At 54.5% G+C, this 17850-nt stretch carries 16 protein-coding genes; 13 read left to right on the top strand and 3 right to left on the bottom strand.

Going from position 1 to position 17850, the window contains the following annotated elements:
- Window positions 1–246: 246 nt before the first annotated feature.
- Entirely contained in the window at window positions 247–813 is a 567-nt protein-coding gene (locus AB3175_RS11730; RefSeq protein ID WP_367361126.1) for a YSC84-related protein, read from the bottom strand.
- A 738-nt stretch (window positions 814–1551) separates the two neighbouring features.
- On the opposite strand from AB3175_RS11730, the gene rd reads away from it, so the two are divergent.
- Window positions 1552–2271, top strand: coding sequence for a rubredoxin (gene rd, locus AB3175_RS11725; RefSeq protein ID WP_367361125.1), 720 nt, complete (start codon window positions 1552–1554; stop codon window positions 2269–2271).
- A gap of 195 nt (window positions 2272–2466) precedes the next feature.
- Here the strand turns inward: rd and AB3175_RS11720 are convergent, their stop codons facing one another.
- Window positions 2467–2904, bottom strand: a complete 438-nt coding sequence (locus AB3175_RS11720) for an acyl-CoA thioesterase (RefSeq protein WP_367361192.1) — start codon at window positions 2902–2904, stop codon at window positions 2467–2469.
- A 270-nt stretch (window positions 2905–3174) separates the two neighbouring features.
- Between AB3175_RS11720 and AB3175_RS11715 the strand changes: the two genes are divergently transcribed.
- The 3 genes from AB3175_RS11715 (at window position 3175) to AB3175_RS11705 (ending at window position 5725) form a co-directional block, all read left to right on the top strand.
- Window positions 3175–4155, top strand: coding sequence for an NAD-dependent epimerase/dehydratase family protein (locus AB3175_RS11715; protein ID WP_367361124.1), 981 nt, complete (start codon window positions 3175–3177; stop codon window positions 4153–4155).
- Window positions 4142–5350 (top strand): aminotransferase class I/II-fold pyridoxal phosphate-dependent enzyme, encoded by a 1209-nt coding sequence (locus AB3175_RS11710; RefSeq protein WP_367361123.1) that lies wholly within the window; start codon window positions 4142–4144, stop codon window positions 5348–5350. The genes AB3175_RS11715 and AB3175_RS11710 overlap by 14 nt, the downstream gene beginning before the upstream one ends.
- 252 nt (window positions 5351–5602) lie before the next feature.
- Entirely contained in the window at window positions 5603–5725 is a 123-nt protein-coding gene (locus tag AB3175_RS11705) for a hypothetical protein (RefSeq protein ID WP_367361122.1), read from the top strand.
- Between the two features lie 181 nt (window positions 5726–5906).
- Here AB3175_RS11705 and AB3175_RS11700 read toward each other — a convergent pair whose 3' ends face one another.
- Entirely contained in the window at window positions 5907–9395 is a 3489-nt protein-coding gene (locus AB3175_RS11700; protein ID WP_367361121.1) for a DUF748 domain-containing protein, read from the bottom strand.
- Between the two features lie 283 nt (window positions 9396–9678).
- Between AB3175_RS11700 and AB3175_RS11695 the strand changes: the two genes are divergently transcribed.
- From AB3175_RS11695 to AB3175_RS11655, 9 genes are all read left to right on the top strand, one after another.
- The gene (locus AB3175_RS11695) at window positions 9679–10407 is read left to right on the top strand and encodes a response regulator (protein ID WP_367361120.1); all 729 of its coding nucleotides are present in this window, start codon (window positions 9679–9681) and stop codon (window positions 10405–10407) included.
- A gap of 72 nt (window positions 10408–10479) precedes the next feature.
- Entirely contained in the window at window positions 10480–10839 is a 360-nt protein-coding gene (locus AB3175_RS11690; protein WP_367361119.1) for a transposase, read from the top strand.
- 436 nt (window positions 10840–11275) lie between these two features.
- Window positions 11276–12091 (top strand): phosphate ABC transporter substrate-binding protein, encoded by an 816-nt coding sequence (locus AB3175_RS11685; RefSeq protein WP_367361118.1) that lies wholly within the window; start codon window positions 11276–11278, stop codon window positions 12089–12091.
- Window positions 12092–12107: 16 nt separating this feature from the next.
- A complete protein-coding gene (gene pstC / locus AB3175_RS11680) occupies window positions 12108–12995 on the top strand; it encodes a phosphate ABC transporter permease subunit PstC (RefSeq protein ID WP_367361117.1) in 888 nt (295 codons plus the stop codon).
- A gap of 22 nt (window positions 12996–13017) precedes the next feature.
- Window positions 13018–13878, top strand: coding sequence for a phosphate ABC transporter permease PstA (pstA, locus tag AB3175_RS11675; RefSeq protein WP_367361116.1), 861 nt, complete (start codon window positions 13018–13020; stop codon window positions 13876–13878).
- Between the two features lie 2 nt (window positions 13879–13880).
- Window positions 13881–14642, top strand: a complete 762-nt coding sequence (gene pstB, locus AB3175_RS11670) for a phosphate ABC transporter ATP-binding protein PstB (protein WP_367361115.1) — start codon at window positions 13881–13883, stop codon at window positions 14640–14642.
- 45 nt (window positions 14643–14687) lie between these two features.
- A complete protein-coding gene (gene phoU, locus AB3175_RS11665) occupies window positions 14688–15386 on the top strand; it encodes a phosphate signaling complex protein PhoU (RefSeq protein ID WP_367361114.1) in 699 nt (232 codons plus the stop codon).
- Window positions 15383–17131, top strand: coding sequence for an ATP-binding protein (locus AB3175_RS11660; protein WP_367361113.1), 1749 nt, complete (start codon window positions 15383–15385; stop codon window positions 17129–17131). Before phoU ends, AB3175_RS11660 begins: the two co-directional genes overlap by 4 nt.
- A 192-nt stretch (window positions 17132–17323) precedes the next feature.
- On the top strand, window positions 17324–17734 hold the full coding sequence (locus AB3175_RS11655; RefSeq protein WP_367361112.1) for a pyridoxamine 5'-phosphate oxidase family protein: 411 nt from the start codon (window positions 17324–17326) through the stop codon (window positions 17732–17734).
- The last annotated feature ends 116 nt before the right edge of the window (window positions 17735–17850 follow it).

The following is a 17850-nucleotide window of genomic DNA, read 5'->3' as shown; positions in this document are numbered from 1 at the left end:
GCGTATGAAATCATGGGCAAAGGTTCTGTGGGCCGTTGGTGGCGGAATGCTGTTCACCGTGTCCGTCTCGTTGGCAGGAGATCCCCCGCTTGCCTGTAATGCCCTGGTGACGACAATGCCATCGTCAGAATTGTCCGTCACGCAGGGCAATGAAGGCTTCAGCCCTTCTTTTATTTCCGCTGTCCGTCCATCGGGATCAGGTCCCCGGCAGCGGCGGCACTCTGTTTATGCCTGCCGGGTCGGGGATTATCGCGCCAGCTTCGTGAATTTCGAACCGGAAATCGATACACCCGCCATGAGACCTTTCTGGCCGAAGACGAAACCGACAATCGGATCTCTGATTTTTGTCGTGTCTACGGATCCCTCGGCGCCTATATTGGCCATCGCCACCGTTCCATCAACGCCGGCCTGCCATCCTGTGCTGGAGCGGAATTTATCCAGGGCTTCCTTTTCCATGAAGACCAGAATGATGTCCTTCTGCTGGGCTCCGACCTGAAGGCCGAAGGAGCCGCCGGCGAGGCTGTAGTAATCCACGCTATTCCCGCCAATTCTCAGGGCGCCTTCGCCATACTGACCTCCGACGAAAAACCCTCCCTGGATCACATTGGGTACAATAAGGACGCCCTTGGCCGACGCGAGAAACTCGGATGCGCCTTTGACATCCCTGGTAAAACGGTCCAGGGTGGCATTGACGTTTAGATCAATTTCATTCGTGCTGGAACCGGAATGGATGCGAGCCGGTGCGCAGGACACAAGGGTGGCCAGCAGCATCAGAATGAGCAGACCGAAAATCAGCGTACGGTTCTTTTTCATGGCAGCTACTCCTTTCTACGAATTTTTGGTGAAAGAAATGGTTGAGGGAAAACTTCCATGTTGACGACATGGGGCTCCGATCAGGTACAATCGTTACGGGGTATTGATCACCTCCTTTCCAGAAGCCTCGGCGTTTGCGGGCGGCAAGGGGAGAAATGGTTGCAACGTATTCCTGGCTCCGAATAGAGGATCAGGACAGTGGTGACAGCGGCAGCGACAGATGGAAGTCGGGGAAGGGGACAGCAGCGGGGATCAGGAGCGGAAGTCATTTTTGATGGTGATCCTGTCTGGAGTCATCAGAACGTCCTTTTTCCCTTACATTGAGACCTTGAATATAAGAGAAGGGGGCATGGGTGTCAAGACGATTTCTGCCCCGGGACAGGGACCGCCCTGCCTTTTATGAAGCAGAACCTTGACTTGCGAAGAACAACATCCTATTAAGAATAAATACTAAATAAAAAGCGGACAAAGGGGCTTGAGGTTCTTTAAACTCGGTGACCGAAAAATTCGAACCAAAACCTGCTGGACCGCGCTGGTCCCGCGATGGGATTTCATCGATCGGAAGGCGATATTGGGAAGAAACCTCTTGTTTGAAAATTTCAAGAAAGTCCGTTAGATTAGGAGACAGATTTCACGCAGGCCATAACGGCCGGGTATGTCCCCGCGGCGAAATGACGTTAGAATACCGCGCCATGGGTATGGCGGAGGCGCAGCGACTTCAAGGAGGTTACCTGGATCATGGAGACAACGATGGATCGAAAGGCTTTGTACGACATCAGCTATGGGCTTTATGTCATTACCTCGATTGCGGACGGCAGAATGAACGGGCAGATTGCCAATACGGTTTTCCAGGTCAGCAGTACGCCGGCAAAAATTGCCGTGAGCATCAACAAGGAAAATCTCACCCATGAATACATCCTGAAAAGCGGTGTTCTGGCGGTGTCGACCCTGGGGCAGGAAACCCCGCTTCCCTTCATCGGGCTCTTCGGCTTTAAATCAGGGCGCGAGATCGACAAGCTGTCCCAGTGCGCCTACGTTCAGGGTGCAACGGGATGCCCCTGTGTCACCGACCATGCACTGTCGTATATGGAAGGAAAGGTGGTTGCTTCCGCCGACGGCGGGACGCATACGGTCTTCATCGTGGAGCTTGCGGCGGCGGCCGTCCTGAAAAAGGGTACGCCGCTGACCTATGCCTATTATCAGGAGGTAAAAAACGGAAAAGCCCCCAAAACCGCCCCGACCTATAAGGAAGCGGCGGCAGAAAACGCCTCGAAAACAACAGAAAAGGAGAGTTCAATGAAAAAGTATGAGTGTGGAATTTGCGGCTACATCTATGACCCGGAAGCGGGTGATCCGGAGAACAATATCCCCGCCGGGACGCCCTTTGACAAGCTTCCCGACGACTGGACCTGTCCGATCTGCGGAGCCGGCAAGGAAGACTTCAGCGAAGTAGCCTGATGGTACCAAGGCGGTCCTCCGGTGCGCAACCGGCGGGCCGCCTTCCGGGAACCCGATGCGGTTTTGCTCTCCTCCCGGAGAGTTCGGATGTTCAGGGCGATCAAAGGGGCCTGTCGTACGGACCTTTGAAGAAAAGCGGCAACGGACCGAAACCGGGCGACATGACCGGAGCCGTTCCGAGGGGGCACGCCCCGGTCATCTTCCGAAGCCCAGCGCCAACTGAATATCCTTTGGAATACTCATCATCAGTTCCATGTCCGGCAATTTTACAGCCACCTGCTCACCGTGGCCCCGAGTGCAGATCCGCCCGGTATCCGCCAGCCGGATTTCAAAATCCAAAACCACCTTGAAGCGGGCTTCGACGACCGTGGCCCTGCAGGTGAAGTCATCCCCGTGGCGAAGGGGATGGACGTATTTGATCGAAGTCCGGATGATGGGATATATGAACGGGCTGTCGCCACGGACTCCATAAAGGTCAACCCCGAGGCTTTTGAACAGGGCCGATCGGGCCACATCGAAATATTTAAGATAGTTGCCATGCCAGACCACCCCCATTGGATCGAGGTCGTGGAAGGGAACCGTCATTTGAACTACAATGCTCGGATAGCTGTCTTTGCGGGAGATCGAACGCATCACGGCTCCATTCTTCCGGATCGACGGCCTTTGTCGAAAGGCCGGATTTCATGCGGGGGAAAGCGGGTCTTTTCTCTCCGGATTCTGCTATCACATAAAGAACGCATTTGGCAACAGGACAAATTGCGGCTTTATTCCCCTGGACCGGCGGTGTATTGTTGACATAAGTCTATGGTGTTCTTATAGGTTCCAAGATGCCGGGATGCTGACGTCCCTTAGCGTGGACAGGCGGTTTAGAGAGGCGGATGCGGTATCCCTTGGGAGACGGGAATGAAAAAAATCCTGGTAACCGGATCAACCGGCCAGATCGGATCGGAATTGACCCCAGCCCTCAGGAAGGCCTACGGGCAAGAGAACGTTGTCGCTGCCGGACATCGCCGCGAACCTGAATCCGAACTCAGGAAGAGCGGCCCCTACGGCATCCTGGACGTCCGGGATGCCCTTGAGCTTCAGCACATCGTAACCGATTACAGGATCGACACCATATTTCATCTGGCGTCGATCCTGTCTGCACGGGCGGAGGAAAATCCCCATCTGGCCTGGGAAATCAACATGGGCGGATTGAAGAATGTGCTGGAGACTGCACGCCGCTGCGGCTGCGCCGTCTTCTTTCCCAGCTCCATCGCCGTCTTCGGTCCAGGCACGCCGAGGGAAAACGCTCCACAGACGACAATCCAGAGACCGGGCACCCTTTACGGCATTACCAAACTGGCCGGCGAACTTCTTTGCGACTATTACTTCCGGCGCTTCGGTGTGGACACGAGGGGGCTCCGCTTTCCGGGACTTATCTCTTCAAGGACACGGCCCGGCGGCGGCACAACCGACTATGCCGTGGAGATCTTCCATGCCGCCCTGACGGATGGGCGCTACCGCTGCTACCTTGCATCCGACACCCGCCTGGACATGATGTACATGCCGGATGCCCTCCGTGCGGCTGTGACTCTGATGGAAACGGACGGCGGTAGACTTTTCCACCGCAACGCCTACAATCTATCCGCCATGAATTTCACGCCGGCGGAACTGGTGGAGAAGATCCGTTCGTTCCTGCCCGGATTTTCAATCTCCTACGAGATCGATCCGCTGCGCCAGGCTATTGCCGATTCCTGGCCCCGGCGCATGGACGACCGTGCGGCACGAACCGAATGGAGTTGGGAACCCCGCTACGATCTTGACGCGACCGTGTCGGATATGATGGAAACACTCGCCGTGAAACTGGGAAAAGGAGGAGAGAACGGCCATGGCGCTCGATAAACTGAAGCCCATCCTGGAAGCGAAGCTTGAAGAATCGGCCCGGAACGGGATCCGGAAAAGGCATGAGCGGATCATCACCGGCCGCCAACCCCCCGCCAATGGATACGGACCGAGATATCTCCTTGATGGCTATGAAGGGCGTGCTTTTCTGCGCATGAATTCAAACTCGTATCTTGGACTCCATGTTCATCCGCGGGTGATTGATGCGGAAGAAAGGGCGGCGCGGCAGTTCGGAGCAGGACCAGGGTCCGTGCGCTTCATCAGCGGAACCCACCAACCTCACATTGAACTGGAAAGGCGGCTTGCCGCCTTTCACGGACGGGAGGCTGCCATGATCTTCAGCGCTGCCTATGCCGCCGTCATGGGGGTTCTGCCGCAGCTGATCACTTCCGAAACCCTGGTGGTGAGTGACGCCCTCAATCACAACAGCATCATCAACGCCCTTCGCCTTGCCAAGCCGTACGCTAGAAGAATCTATGGGCACCTGGACATCCGGGAGCTCGATGGGATTCTGGAGCAGTTTACGGGGGAGGTGAAAAGGGTCCTGGTGGTGACGGACGGCGTCTTCAGCATGCGCGGGGATTTCGCTCCCCTTGATGAGATCCGCGAAGTCTGCAACCGGTATCAGACTCTTTTCGAAGAAGGCCTGATCATCGCAGTGGACGATTCCCATGGTGTCGGTACCTTGGGTGCGCTCGGCCGGGGTACGGAGGAAAGAACAGCGGCGAGGGCCGACATCGTCATCGCCACCATGGGAAAGGCCCTGGGAGTCAACGGAGGCTATGTGGCCGCCGATAAGACCGTGATCGACTACCTGAGGGAGACCGCCCCATTTTATATCTACTCGAACCCCATGACCCCTTCGGAAACGGCCGCTGCACTGGAGGCGCTCAATATCCTGGACAGCGACGAGGGGATGGGGCTGCTGGAAAGGGTCCGCAGGCACGCGGCGATCCTTCGCAAGGGCCTTTTTGAACGGGGTTTCGAAACGATCGGCAGCGAACATCCCATTGTTCCTCTGCTGATCGGTGACAGTGACAGAACGAGAAAACTGGTCAAAAACCTCTTTATCAACCAGATTCTTGCAACGGGGATCGGTTACCCCGTGGTGCCAAAGGGTGAGGAGGAGATCCGTTTTCAGGTCACCGCCGAACATACTGAAAAGGACATTGGTTTTCTTCTTGATCACTTGTGAGCCTCCTGGAAAAACAACCAGGAAGGGGTTTTCGCGATTCCCGTCCATCAACTTTTAAACTCCCAGGATTTGTCTGGTAATTGTCCCGTAGTTAATCCGTATTGCATTTCTTCTTCGTTATGTGATGAGTTGCATAAACGAAACGATTTTTTTCGCATCGGAAGTGTGCTGAAGGGGGAGGAAACAATGAATCAGGCAAATTTGAACGGCAGGAAAAAGTATCCGCGAAGACGGAGAACAAGAGTCTTTGGGATGACGGATTCCATTCTGAGCAATCTGACGGTTTATTTAAATCCCTATGTTGAGACTGGAAGCAATCTTTCTGTTGAAGAGGCCGCCCTCTATGCTTTCGGGAACAGGTTCTTCAATAAATAGGGATATCTGAAGATCCCTTTGACGAAGAAAGGACTGTCATCCAGGACCATGTTTCTGTGGAATCGGTTCTGCTGGTTTTTATGGCCATCAGAACAATAGGGGGAAGCGGGCCGGATTCCGCCAGCCGTTCTGCAAGAAAACGCCCCCGTATCCATTTTCTGATTTAAGCCGCTGTTCCGTTTCATTTCAGGGAAAAATCGACGCGGCTCATCTTTGCTTTTTCCGCTGGATCACTTTCGCCGGCCTTGCTCTTGAGGTTCGGCTCCAGAACAAACACCCGATCAGAGGTCACCTTGCCGGTCTTGAGAATGGCGTCGGCAACAACCCGTGCCCGCCTCAATCCCAACTGACGCAGGTCATCGTCCGTTACCTTCGTGTGGCTCAGAATAAGATTTTCCATTTCCGGCACCGGGAGATCCTTTGGAAAACCGATGAGGTTTCGCGGTTTGGGGAATGTTTCCTTTCGATAGACCCGTTTCAGGAGCATGGGATATTCATTTCGGTCGACCGATAGTTCGTCAAGGTTTGTGGTATCGTCCATCTTCTTTGAAAGGCTCATCAACTTTATACGCTTCACTTTGTGCTCGAGCATTCTGCGCTGAAGCCCCTGCCGGTCCGAGACGGGGTCGATCCGTCCCGCTACGTCGAGATGAAGTGCGGGACGGTCTTCCAATGCCCTGGACAATGACGAAATCTTATCGAGGGCGTTTTGATCCAGATCTGAACGGCCGGGAGCAAACTCGATGTAAGAAAGTTCCGCTCCGGCGCCGACCAGGCTTCCCAGAAGTGCAAAGGGCGCCGTCACGGCTTTTGAAATGAGGTTGACAATCACTTTCAAAATAATGGCGCCCACCGAAAATTTCGGATCATCCAGCGAACCGGAGACGGGCAGGTTGACGTCGATGACGCCGTGGCGATCCTTGAGGAGCGCAACAGCCAGAAGCACGGGAAGATTGGTTGCCTTCGGACTTTCCACCTTGTCTCCAAAGGTGAGCTGATCGAGAACAAGGCGGTTATCAGCAACCAATTTGCGGTTCTTGATGACATAGTGCACATCCATGGACAGCTTTCCCTTTATAATTGGATAGCCGGCATAGGTCGAAGAATAGGGCGTTGCCGTTGGAAGATCAACGCCCTTGGCCACAGCGGTCAGATCCAGGAAAAGATTTTCGGAGAGCGGGTTGATCCTTCCCTGTATGATCACGGGAGCCGCGCCGTCCACGGTGCCGTGGATGTCCACGGCAGCGGTTTCCGCAAGGTTCGAAGACAAACCGACGATCCGCCCGCCGAGTCTGGTAAGATTTGCGGAATAGTTCGGCTTGATGAAGCGGTCGGAGAAGCGCACCTGGCCGCCTTCCAGCGACACGCGGGAAATTCTGACCGGCGCCGGCGGTTGCCGGTCCGGAGCCCCTGACGGTGCTGACGATTGCGCCCGAACCTTCCCGGGGGGCTTCCCGATGTCTCCCCACGATGAGGCCGCTTCGTCCGCTTCGGCCGGAGCTTCCATAGATCCATCTCCTTTATCAAGAATGTGCTGCACGTTGACTGACCCGTCCGGATGAATGATCAGGCGCGAGTAGAAATTCTTCAGAGAAATTTCCTGGATGTCCACATTCAAAGGGGCCGAGTCAAACCGGATACCGTCGACATGCAGGGTTTCCCATTTCAGGAAATCGTTGTGGTGGACGTTGTCCACCGAAGAGAATCTGTTTACTGAAGCATCGCCGCGATAAGAAAATTTCGGAGCGTTCTCCAGCAGGGCCGTCAGTGCGCCTTCCGCACTTACTGTGCCGCCGGTGACTCGGATCTGAACCTTGTCGGCGAAATAGGGCTGCACGGGGAGGATCGGGAGGCTGCTTGCCTTGACCCGGAGTTTTGCAGAGATCCGGGGGGTTGTCACAACGCTGCCGGCAAGTCTCACCGTGCCGCTTCGCCCGGTCTGCGCGTTGAGGGATATGTCGGCCGAGGAATCCGGTCGGGATGACAGGTTTTCAACCGTGGCGGAAAGATGTTGAAGTCCGATGTCAGCAGTCCCGGAAGAAGGAATTTCATCGCGCCAGCGTACGCCGATGTCATCCAGGGCGACCTTTTGGAGCGCATATTGCCAGGCGGGGCCCGCCGGTGTGGACGTCGAAGCCGTTCGGCTGCTTCCCGCCATTTCACGGAGGTTGAGTTCGCCCTTCCCGTTTCGGTGGACAAACAGGCGGCTTCTGCGGAGAGAGATTTCGCTGACGAGCAGGTTACGGCGCTCCATTTCAAAGGAAGCCCCGGTAACGGCCAGGCTCCCGATGGAGACGATCTCAGGCTTGCCATTCTGCAGGGGAAGACGGAGAGCTTCAAGCCGGGCGTTGAGACCTCCAACCGCAAAGGGTTCCAGGGTAACATCCGCAGCCGCTTGAACAGAAGCGCTCCCCGGGCCCGATGCGCTGAGTTCGACCTGACCCGCCTTGCCCTTTTCGCTGGTGAGATGGCGGACGAGGAGGCGGACATCCTTCAGGGTGACTTCAACGGGTTGGGTCCGCGAGTCATCCAGCACATGGACGACCGATGGACCCACGCTGCCCTCCTTCAAAAGGAAATAGGGCAGCGGTTTTTTCTCCTCGCCCGGCTCCACAAGAGACGTCAGATTGAGGCGGCCGCGGCGGTCCCGACGCACAAAGAGCTCCAGGCCTTCAAGGGCCACACGGTCAACGGTGAAGCGCTGAGAAAGAGGTTCGATGCAGTTCAGGGCCACGTCAAGGCTCTTGAGCCGTACGACCGGCATCTCCCTTGCCTCATTCATTGCAAGATCATGCAGGGCTGCGCTTCCGGAAAGCTGCAGCGACGGGGCCCTGTCCCGGGGCTGGACAAAGGAAATCTTGAGATCGGCGTCAAGCGTTCCGGCGGGCAGGGAGAAATAAAGCTTCTTCGGCACGTAGGCCAGGTATTCCGTCAAGGCGAGTTTGCTGACTTTGAGGTTCAGGGAACTTTCTTGGTCGGCCTCGAAAGGTTTGCTCCTGCCGTCAAGGCGGAAGGGGGCTCCGTTGATCAGGGCTGAAAGCTCCGGAAGGACATAGTCATCCACGCGATAGGGAAGATTGGATAAAAAGGGGATCGCGACATTCAAATCCTGGATGGTGTGTTTTCGCGTTGCAGGCCGGTCATCGAAATCGATCCGGCCGGAAAGAATACGGATGTTGTTGAATGAAAAACGCAGAGGCTTTGATGTCTTTTTTTTAGGCCCGCCAGGCGCCGGCTTCAGGCGTGTGATCAGGTCCTGAAAATTGTAGGTGTTGTCCGCTCTGCGCACCAGATTTATTCGGGGTTCCGTCAATCGGACTTCAGCCAGCACCGGACCGCCGAATACGAGAGAGGCCAGTTGGGCATTTGCATAGGCCTCCTTGAAGGTGACAAAGGGCGTTTTTCCGTCGCCCTCCGACAGGGTAAAATCTTTGAGAGAAAGGGAGAGCGTCAGCGGATTCATGTTGACAGCCCCTATGCTGATCGTTCTACCCAGCTTTTTGGAGAGGCTTGATGTCAGATAGGATTTCAGCAGTGGCGGACCGCCAAAAAACAGCGCCGAAGCAAACACCACAAACAGACCGATCAGGAGGAAGACGGCTTTCCGGATCCACGGCCTGGCCAGAGTATCTTTGATCGGGGCGGTTGAAAATCTTTTTCGCACATTCATTTTTGTGTCCCTTTCAATCCGCTTGGACCGACAAAGGCATTGACGGCCCTTATCGCCGGAGAAGGTGTGATGCAAGGCCGGCGCTCTGCAGAGGCATAGGCAAGCGGATGTCGAGTTATACACCTTTTTTGAATTTTGTGCCACGAGGATGACCTGGACCGTGTCCTGAGAATTTCCGTAGAAACGTGTTCATCTTTCATTTGAAGTTTTTGTTGATTAAGGGTTAAATGCCCCGGCGATACGTTCTGGCAAATGATGACCCTTGGAAAAGAGAAAAATGACGATGGGGAAAAAGCGAATTCTCGTCGTGGACGACGAGAAGGACATTGTTGAACTGGTGGCCTTCAACCTTGAAAGAGAAGGGATGGCCGTGCTGAGGGCCTTCGATGGAGAGCAGGCCCTGGAGATGATTCAGAGGCGGAAGCCGGATCTCCTGATCCTGGATCTCATGCTGCCGGGACTGTCAGGATTGGACGTCTGCAGGATTCTGCGTCAGCGGGAACATACCGAAGCCTTGCCCATCATCATGGTGACGGCGAAAGGGGAGCCTGTCGACAAAATTCTGGGACTGGAAATGGGGGCAGATGACTACATCACCAAACCCTTCAACATGCGGGAATTAATCGCCCGGGTGAGGGCCGTGCTGCGCCGTTCCGATCAACGGATGGACCCCGGTCCCGCTGCCGGGGAAATCTTCACGTTCCAGGGACTCGCTTTCAATTACAGGAACTATCAGGTCACTGTGGACGGGAAAAAGGTTGATCTAGGGCCGAAGGAGGTCAAACTGCTTCAATTTTTCATCCGCCAACCCGGCAGGGTGTTCAGCAGGGAGCAGTTGCTTGATTTCATCTGGGGAGACGAAGCGTTTGTTGAACCCCGCACGGTCGACGTCCACATCAGCCGACTCCGGGCGGCCATTGAAAAAAACACGGAAAAGCCGCAGTACATTTTAACCGTCAGAGGCATCGGCTACAAGTTTGCCGACCCGTCGGAATACCCTGGTGAACGCTGAAGAAGAATCCCCTGTTCCGATTCTTCAGAAGGTAAACAGATTGCGTGCCTGTTATGTCCCGCCTCGGTCGGAATGGACCTTTGCCCCACTTGTTTTAACATACAAAGGCTGCTCCTGTTAAACCGGCCTCTTTCATGTGCCTATTACCTCAAAGAGGATCTCAGGCAAATCTGGTTCCAACCGTACAAAGGCAAAGCTCAAATCGTATTAGCCGATTGGATCAAACGAGCGGAAACCTTCTTTATCAGAAGGTTGATGAAATTTTCCAAAACGATCGCCGCCTTCCAATCCGGAATCCTCTCTTATCACGATCATCGCATCTCATCGGCATCATTGGAGGGCACTAATAACAAAATCAAAACCACAAAAATGAATGGCCTACGGTTTCCGAGATATGGGATTCTTCAAACTCAAAATTATGGCACTCCATGAGACGAAGTACGCTTTAGTCGGAGGAACCTTTTTCTGTCCGGACGAGAGAACGAAACTCGACGGAGCTGACTCTCGTGAGGACATGCTTTTCATTAAAAATTCATTTCACTGCAACAATCCTTTCATGTTCCGATCTCTGTGAGGCCTGATGATTCCACGTCCCAGAATCGGTTCTTTGATCGGTTTCACCCAATGCCGGATATCGTCCCTATTGATGCGGCATAAAGATCGTTCAATCCGCCGGGGTAAAAAATCCCCTCGAGTGGTTTATATTTCAAACATTTCATCTATCTGTCATCAAACTGCAACAATATTCCTGTAAAAGTCCAATGATTTCATTTGAAGCCCTGTTACAGGGTCAAACATGATGGAGAAAAGAAAGTTAAAGGAGGATTTTAAAGTGAAAAAAGCTGGTTTATGGGTAGTGAGTTGTTTAATGTTTCTAGTATGGAGCCTTCCCGCTGCCGCAGCGACGACGCTTGTGATCAAAGGCTCGACGACCGTGCTTCCTGTTGCACAGGTGGCCCTCGAAGCGTATATGAAGAGTCATCCGGGAGTGAACATTTCACTTTCGGGCGGCGGATCGGGAGAGGGAATCAAGGCGCTGATCGACCGTTCAACAGACATCGCCAATTCATCCCGGGAGATCAAGGAAAAAGAGACTGCCAGCGCCAAAGCAAAGGGCGTTTCTCCGATGGAACACGTCGTGGCTATCGATGCCATCGTGCCCATCGTAAATCCCCGCAACAAGGTCAACGGGCTGACCCTGGATCAATTGAGCCAGATTTATCAGGGAAAAATTACAAACTGGAAAGAGGTTGGCGGGGACAATATCCCCATCGTGGTGGTTTCCCGTGACAGCAGTTCCGGCACTTACGAATCCTGGGGACATCTCGTGCTCAACGGTGCGAAGGTCACACCGAAAGCCCAGCTTCAGGCATCCAGCGGGGCCGTTGTGCAGACGGTTTCCAAAAACCGCTACGCCATCGGGTACATCGGGCTGGGATATCTGAACCGCTCCGTCAAGGGAGTGAGCGTCAATGGGATTCAAGCCTCCGTGCAGACCGTTCTGGCAAAGACCTATCCCATTGCCCGGCCGCTCTACATGTATACAGACGGTCAGCCCAAAGGCGAGGCGGCCGGCTTCATCCGTTTCGTCCTGAGCCCTGCCGGTCAGAAGCTGGTGGAAAAGGAGGGGTTTGTACCCGTCCAGGCCTCTGATAAAAAGGGTGCAAAGAAAGGGAAGAAGTAGGAGAGGTTGAGATATCATGACAAGGCAGGGAAAAGAGAAACTCATCAAGCTGTTCTTTCTCGGAATTGCCACCGTATCCATCCTGATTCTCGGGCTGATTGTGGTTTTTCTTTTCAGTGAAGGGGTGCCTATTTTTCAGGAAGTGTCCGTTTATAATTTCCTCTTCGGAAAAGAATGGTACCCCACCTATGATCCTCCCGAATTTGGAATCTTGCCGCTGATCGTCGGCTCGCTGGTGGTGACGGTCCTTTCCTCATTAATTGCCGTGCCTCTTGGGGTTCTTTCCGCGATCTTCATCGCGGAAATAGCCCCGGTGGCCATCCGGGACTTCCTTAAGTCCGCCATTGAGCTCCTGGCCGGATTGCCCTCCGTCGTACTCGGTTTTTTCGGGATGGTTGTTCTGGCGCCCTGGATGCAGGAGACCTTCGATCTCCCCACGGGCCTGAACATTGTCAACGCCTCATTCATGCTGGCCATCATGGCGATTCCCACGATTTCAAGCATTTCAGAAGACGCCCTCTATGCCGTTGGCAAGGAGTTCAAGGAAGCCTCCTACGCCCTGGGGGCGACACGCTATGAAACGATTACCAGAGTGATCGTCCCCACCGCCCTGTCCGGCATTTCGGCGGCGGTCATTCTGGGAATGGCAAGGGCCATTGGGGAAACCATGGTCGTTTTGATGGTGGCCGGCGGAGCGGCGGCCATGCCTGAAGGCCTCTTCGATCCGGTACGACCCATGCCGGCGAGCATTGCCGCCGAGATGGGAGAGGCACCATTTCGAAGCGGACATTATCATGCCCTTTTTGCCACGGGAATCGTGCTGTTTTTCCTTACCCTTTTTTTCAATTTGATAGCGGACTACGTCTCGAACCGCTTCAAACAGGTGGGATCGGCGACGCTTTAATCATGTTATCGGACATTCCTCTATGAACTTGAAATGGCGGTATCTTAAGCAGAATCTCTTCCTGGGCACAGCAACACTGTGTGTCCTTGCCATTGTGGTTTCCCTTGGCGGCATCCTCTTTTACATTTTTGAAAACGGCTTTCAGGCCGTCAACTGGGAATTCCTGAGCAGCCCGCCGCGCGATTCCATGACCAGGGGGGGCGTTTTTCCTGCAATTCTCGGAACGCTTTACCTGACGATGGGAGCTATTCTCGTAGCCCTGCCCCTCGGAATCGCCTCGGCGGTCTACCTTACGGAATACGCCCGCCAGGGAAAGCTCATCCGGGCCATCCGACTTGGGGTCAACTGTCTTGCCGGCATCCCTTCCGTCGTGTTCGGGCTGTTCGGCCTTGGTTTCTTTGTCGTCTTCCTGCAGTTCGGCTCATGTATCCTGTCCGGGGCGCTGACGCTGGGTTTTCTGATTCTTCCCACAATCATTGGGGCCTCCGAGGAAGCCATGAAGGCCGTTCCCCAGACCTTCCGCGAGGCATCCCTGGCATTGGGCGTTTCAAAGTGGCGCACCATTTCCCGTATCGTTCTGCCCAACGCCATGCCGGGCATTCTGACCGGCTCCATTCTGGGCATCGGGCGTGCCGCCGGAGAAACGGCGCCGATCATGTTCACGGCAGCAGCTTTTTTTACGGCGAAGCTCCCCTCGTCGATTTTCGACGAAGTCATGGCCTTGCCCTATCACATCTATGTTCTGGCCACGGCAGGCACACGGATTGAAGAAACCCGTCCCCTCCAGTTTGGAACCGTTCTCGTGCTGGTTGCCCTGGTTTTGGGAATCGACCTGATTGCCATTGTGATCCGCAGCCGGATGCGAAAAAGGAAGAGGTGGTAAATTTGAAAAATAACTCTATTATTGATGTCGTGGATGTCGATTTCTATTACGGTACGTTTCAAGCCCTGACGGACATTACCATGAATTTTGAAAAAAATGAGGTCACGGCCCTCATCGGTCCTTCAGGTTGCGGAAAATCCACGCTGCTCAGGCTGCTCAACCGAATGAATGATCTTATCGATGGCGCTCGCCTGGTGGGTCAGGTAATCTTTGAAGACAGGAATATCTACGCCGCCGATGTAGACCCGGTGGAGGTTCGTCGTCGGATCGGCATGGTCTTTCAAAAGCCGAATCCGTTCCCGAAAAGCATCTTTGACAACATCACCTATGGACCCAAACTTCATGGTGTTAGGAAAAAAAGGGATCTCGAAGATCTGGTGGAGGCGAGCCTCAGGCAGGCGGTCCTGTGGGAAGAGGTCAAGGACATCCTGAACCGCTCGGCGATGACCCTCTCCGGTGGTCAGCAGCAGCGCCTGTGCATTGCAAGGGCTCTGGCCATGAAACCAGACGTAGTTCTCATGGACGAGCCGACGTCCGCTCTGGATCCCATATCCACAGCGAAGATCGAAGAACTCATCGATGAACTCAAAGAAAACTACACGATCATCATCGTAACCCATAACATGCAGCAGGCTGCCCGGGTATCAGGGAAAACGGGATTTTTTTATCTGGGAAGGCTGATTGAATTCAATTCCACGGAAAAGATCTTCACGAACCCGGAAGAGAAGCAGACGGAAGACTACATCACGGGCCGGTTTGGATAAGGACACCAAGAAAGGACATCTTTTTAATATCACGAGGTATACATCATGGGAGACAGGCGGCATACAAGCACCCACTACGAAAAGGAGCTTCAGGAACTGAAGGATGGATTGCTTTATCTGGGGGGGCTGGCCGAGAACGCCATAAAGAACGCTCTGCAGGCGCTCGTGGAGAGAAATTCGGAACTGGCCAGAAGGGTCATTGCAGACGACGCCGCCATTGATCAGCTCGATTCGGAGAATGAAGACCGGTGCATCCGGATTCTGGCCCTGCGGCAGCCGGCAGCGCGGGACCTGCGCTTCATCGCCACGGCCATCAAAATCAACGGACATCTGGAACGGATCGGAGACATGGCGGTCAACATTGCCGAGAAGGTCCTTCTTCTTAATGAAGAGCCTCAGTTGAAGCCCTATGTCGACATTCCCCGAATGGCGGAAATCACCCAGAAAATGATCCGTCAGAGCCTGGACTCCCTGATTCGGGAGGACGTGGATCTGGCGGATCAGGTCCGCAGGGAGGATGAAACCGTCGACAATTTGAATGAGCAGGTGTTCCGTGAACTCCTGACATTCATGATACAGGACCCCAGAACGATCCGGACCGCTCTACTCATCATGCAGATCGCCAAGAACCTGGAGCGGATTTCGGATCATGCCGAGGGGATTGCGGACATGGTCATCTATCTGGTGACAGGAAAAAGCGTCCGGCACAATGATTCTTTGGAACCGAAAGGGCGGATGGCGTGAAGAAGCGGCTTTTTATCCGGATCCTGATCAGCTACTGTGCGGTGATCCTCCTGGTGGCCGCCATTGTCGCCGTGCTTTTCTCCCGGCAGATACGTCTCATTGAGACGAAGCAGATCGAGGAAGGCCTTCTTCATACGGCACGTCTCGTATCACTGCATCCTTTTGACGAGATCAGGAGCAACATTCGTCTTCTGGCACAGGAAGCCGGAGCCAGGGTGACGATCATTGACGCCGGTGGAGGCGTCCTGGCGGATTCCCGGGGGGATGTCTCTCAAATGGAGATTCATTTGAACCGCCCCGAAGTTGAGGAAGCCCGGCTGAGGGGATCCGGCAAATCGGTCCGGCGCAGCTCCACGCTGCGGGACGATGAAATGTATGTGGCTCTGGCTGTCCGGAACGACAAGGGAATCAAGGGATACGTCCGAATGTCCCGATCCCTGAGAGAAGTGGAAGATTCCGTGCAGCGCATGTATGGGTTCCTCTACCGGACAATCGGTTTCGCCCTGCTGCCCACCCTCCTGCTGGCCCTTGTGTTTACCCGGAAGATCTTCCAGCCGATCCGGGAAATACGGGATTACACCCAGGCCATTCGCCGGGGGGATCTTTCCGGAACTCTCCTGGTGAAAGCCTCCGATGAGTTGGGGCAGCTGGCGGAGGCGATCAATTATCTGGTCGAGGAATACCGGGAAAAAATCCTGCTGGCCCATCAGGAAAAGGGAAAACTGGAGGCCGCCCTGGCGAGCATGGTGGAAGGAGTTGTTGTGCTCGATTCTCAGGGCCGCATCGAATCCTCCAACCGCGGAATTGAATCCATTCTGGACCGCCGGAGTTCCGAAATTCATGGGAGATCCATTCTGGAAGCCTTTATGAGCGCCGATCTCCAGAGGGCTCTTGAGCGATTCCGGCGGGAGCGGAAACCCGTTCTTGAGGAAATCCGACTCAGCGGAAAGCAGCCGAACATCGTGGATGTCAATATTTCAGACATTCAGGGCCTTCCCGCCGGCGAGGAGAAAACGCTGCTGGTCTTTCACGATGTGACACGGCTGAAAAAACTGGAACAGATGCGTACGGACTTTGTGGCCAATGTCACCCACGAAATCCGGACGCCGCTTACGGCCATTATCGGATTTCTCCAGACACTCCTGGCGGGGGCATTGGACGACAGGGAAACGGCGAGAAAATTTCTCCGGACCATTGCCGGCAACGCAGAGCGCCTGAGCCGTCTTGTGGACGATCTCCTGACGCTTTCCAGCATTGAGCTCAATGAAACCAATCTGAAGCTTGAACCTCTTTCCGTGGATGCCCTGATACGGACGGTGCTCCCCATGGTGGAATCCTCGGCGGCAGAGAAAAAGATCGCCCTGGATACGATCATCTCCGGGGCAGTCCCCGGGATCCTCGCCGATCGGGACCGGGCGGTGCAGGTGCTGATGAATGTCCTTCACAACGCGGTGAAATTCACGCCGGAAGAGGGAAGAATCACTCTTTCCTGCCGTGAAGACGGGGCGAAGGACTGGGTGGTTCTGGAGGTTGAAGATACCGGAATCGGCATCCCTTCTCAGGACATTCCCCGTCTCGGGGAGAGGTTCTACCGCGTGGACAAGGCACGCTCGCGGGAGCTGGGTGGAACGGGTCTCGGGCTCTCCATTGTCAAGCATCTCATGGCGTCTCACGGGGGAAAGATGGAAATTGCCAGCATTCTCGGTAAGGGAACGACCGTGTCCCTGTTCTTCAAGAGGGCTTGATAAGAGTCTTTATTGGAAGATTCCTTTCTTTTCCCGATACCTAACCCGCAAGGCGACCTTTTTCAACCTGCCTTTTCCAATGAACATCATACCGTCGGTCCTCTGAACGTTTGCAAACCCGGGATTTGTGATTGAATTAAAGGCGGCTTGATTTTAAAGTAAGCCGGAATCAAATTTCAAGGAGGAGACCCTATGGCAAGAATGACGGACAGAATGAAGGAATTGTTTGAGAAAATCCCCACGGTTGTGCTGGCGACAGCGGACAGCGACGGAAAGCCGAATGCCGTGCCGGTGGGAGCCAAAAAGATTCTTGACGATGAAACGATTTTGATTTCGGATCAGTTTTTTAACAAAACTCTCAAAAACATGAAGGCAAACCCGAACGTGGCCGTGACCTTCTGGGAAGGCCATGAAGGATACCAGTTAAAAGGGTCCGTCGTCCTGGAAACAAGCGGTAGCCGGTATGAGGAAACGGCCAGATGGATCGAGGAGCTTGGCAATGCCGCCGGGTTTCCCTTGAAGTCCAAAGGGATCGCCATTTTGAAAATCGAAGAGATTTACGGAGTCACCCCGGGTCCGAAGGCTGGGAAGCTGCTGGCTTAGGAAGACGCGTGCGGCTGGGATATGGGATGTTACGAAGGCATTGCCGCTTACCCGGGATGAGAAACCGGACCTCGCGATTCTGGAGCTGATGCCGCCGGGACCATCCGAACCGGATG

Source organism: Syntrophus sp. (in: bacteria) (genome assembly GCF_040768185.1).
GTDB classification, from domain to species: domain Bacteria; phylum Desulfobacterota; class Syntrophia; order Syntrophales; family Syntrophaceae; genus Syntrophus; species Syntrophus buswellii.
The sequence above is the reverse complement of the archived record's forward strand: the minus strand, read 5'-3'. Positions and strand labels throughout refer to the sequence as shown.

Coding starts and splice junctions, on each gene's coding strand:
- AB3175_RS11730 (WP_367361126.1), bottom strand. CDS start 813: ATGAAAAAGAACCGTACGCTGATTTTCGGTCTGCTCATTCTGATGCTG.
- rd (WP_367361125.1), top strand. CDS start 1,552: ATGGAGACAACGATGGATCGAAAGGCTTTGTACGACATCAGCTATGGG.
- AB3175_RS11720 (WP_367361192.1), bottom strand. CDS start 2,904: ATGCGTTCGATCTCCCGCAAAGACAGCTATCCGAGCATTGTAGTTCAA.
- AB3175_RS11715 (WP_367361124.1), top strand. CDS start 3,175: ATGAAAAAAATCCTGGTAACCGGATCAACCGGCCAGATCGGATCGGAA.
- AB3175_RS11710 (WP_367361123.1), top strand. CDS start 4,142: ATGGCGCTCGATAAACTGAAGCCCATCCTGGAAGCGAAGCTTGAAGAA.
- AB3175_RS11705 (WP_367361122.1), top strand. CDS start 5,603: ATGACGGATTCCATTCTGAGCAATCTGACGGTTTATTTAAATCCCTAT.
- AB3175_RS11700 (WP_367361121.1), bottom strand. CDS start 9,395: ATGAATGTGCGAAAAAGATTTTCAACCGCCCCGATCAAAGATACTCTG.
- AB3175_RS11695 (WP_367361120.1), top strand. CDS start 9,679: ATGGGGAAAAAGCGAATTCTCGTCGTGGACGACGAGAAGGACATTGTT.
- AB3175_RS11690 (WP_367361119.1), top strand. CDS start 10,480: ATGGACCTTTGCCCCACTTGTTTTAACATACAAAGGCTGCTCCTGTTA.
- AB3175_RS11685 (WP_367361118.1), top strand. CDS start 11,276: ATGTTTCTAGTATGGAGCCTTCCCGCTGCCGCAGCGACGACGCTTGTG.
- pstC (WP_367361117.1), top strand. CDS start 12,108: ATGACAAGGCAGGGAAAAGAGAAACTCATCAAGCTGTTCTTTCTCGGA.
- pstA (WP_367361116.1), top strand. CDS start 13,018: ATGAACTTGAAATGGCGGTATCTTAAGCAGAATCTCTTCCTGGGCACA.
- phoU (WP_367361114.1), top strand. CDS start 14,688: ATGGGAGACAGGCGGCATACAAGCACCCACTACGAAAAGGAGCTTCAG.
- AB3175_RS11655 (WP_367361112.1), top strand. CDS start 17,324: ATGGCAAGAATGACGGACAGAATGAAGGAATTGTTTGAGAAAATCCCC.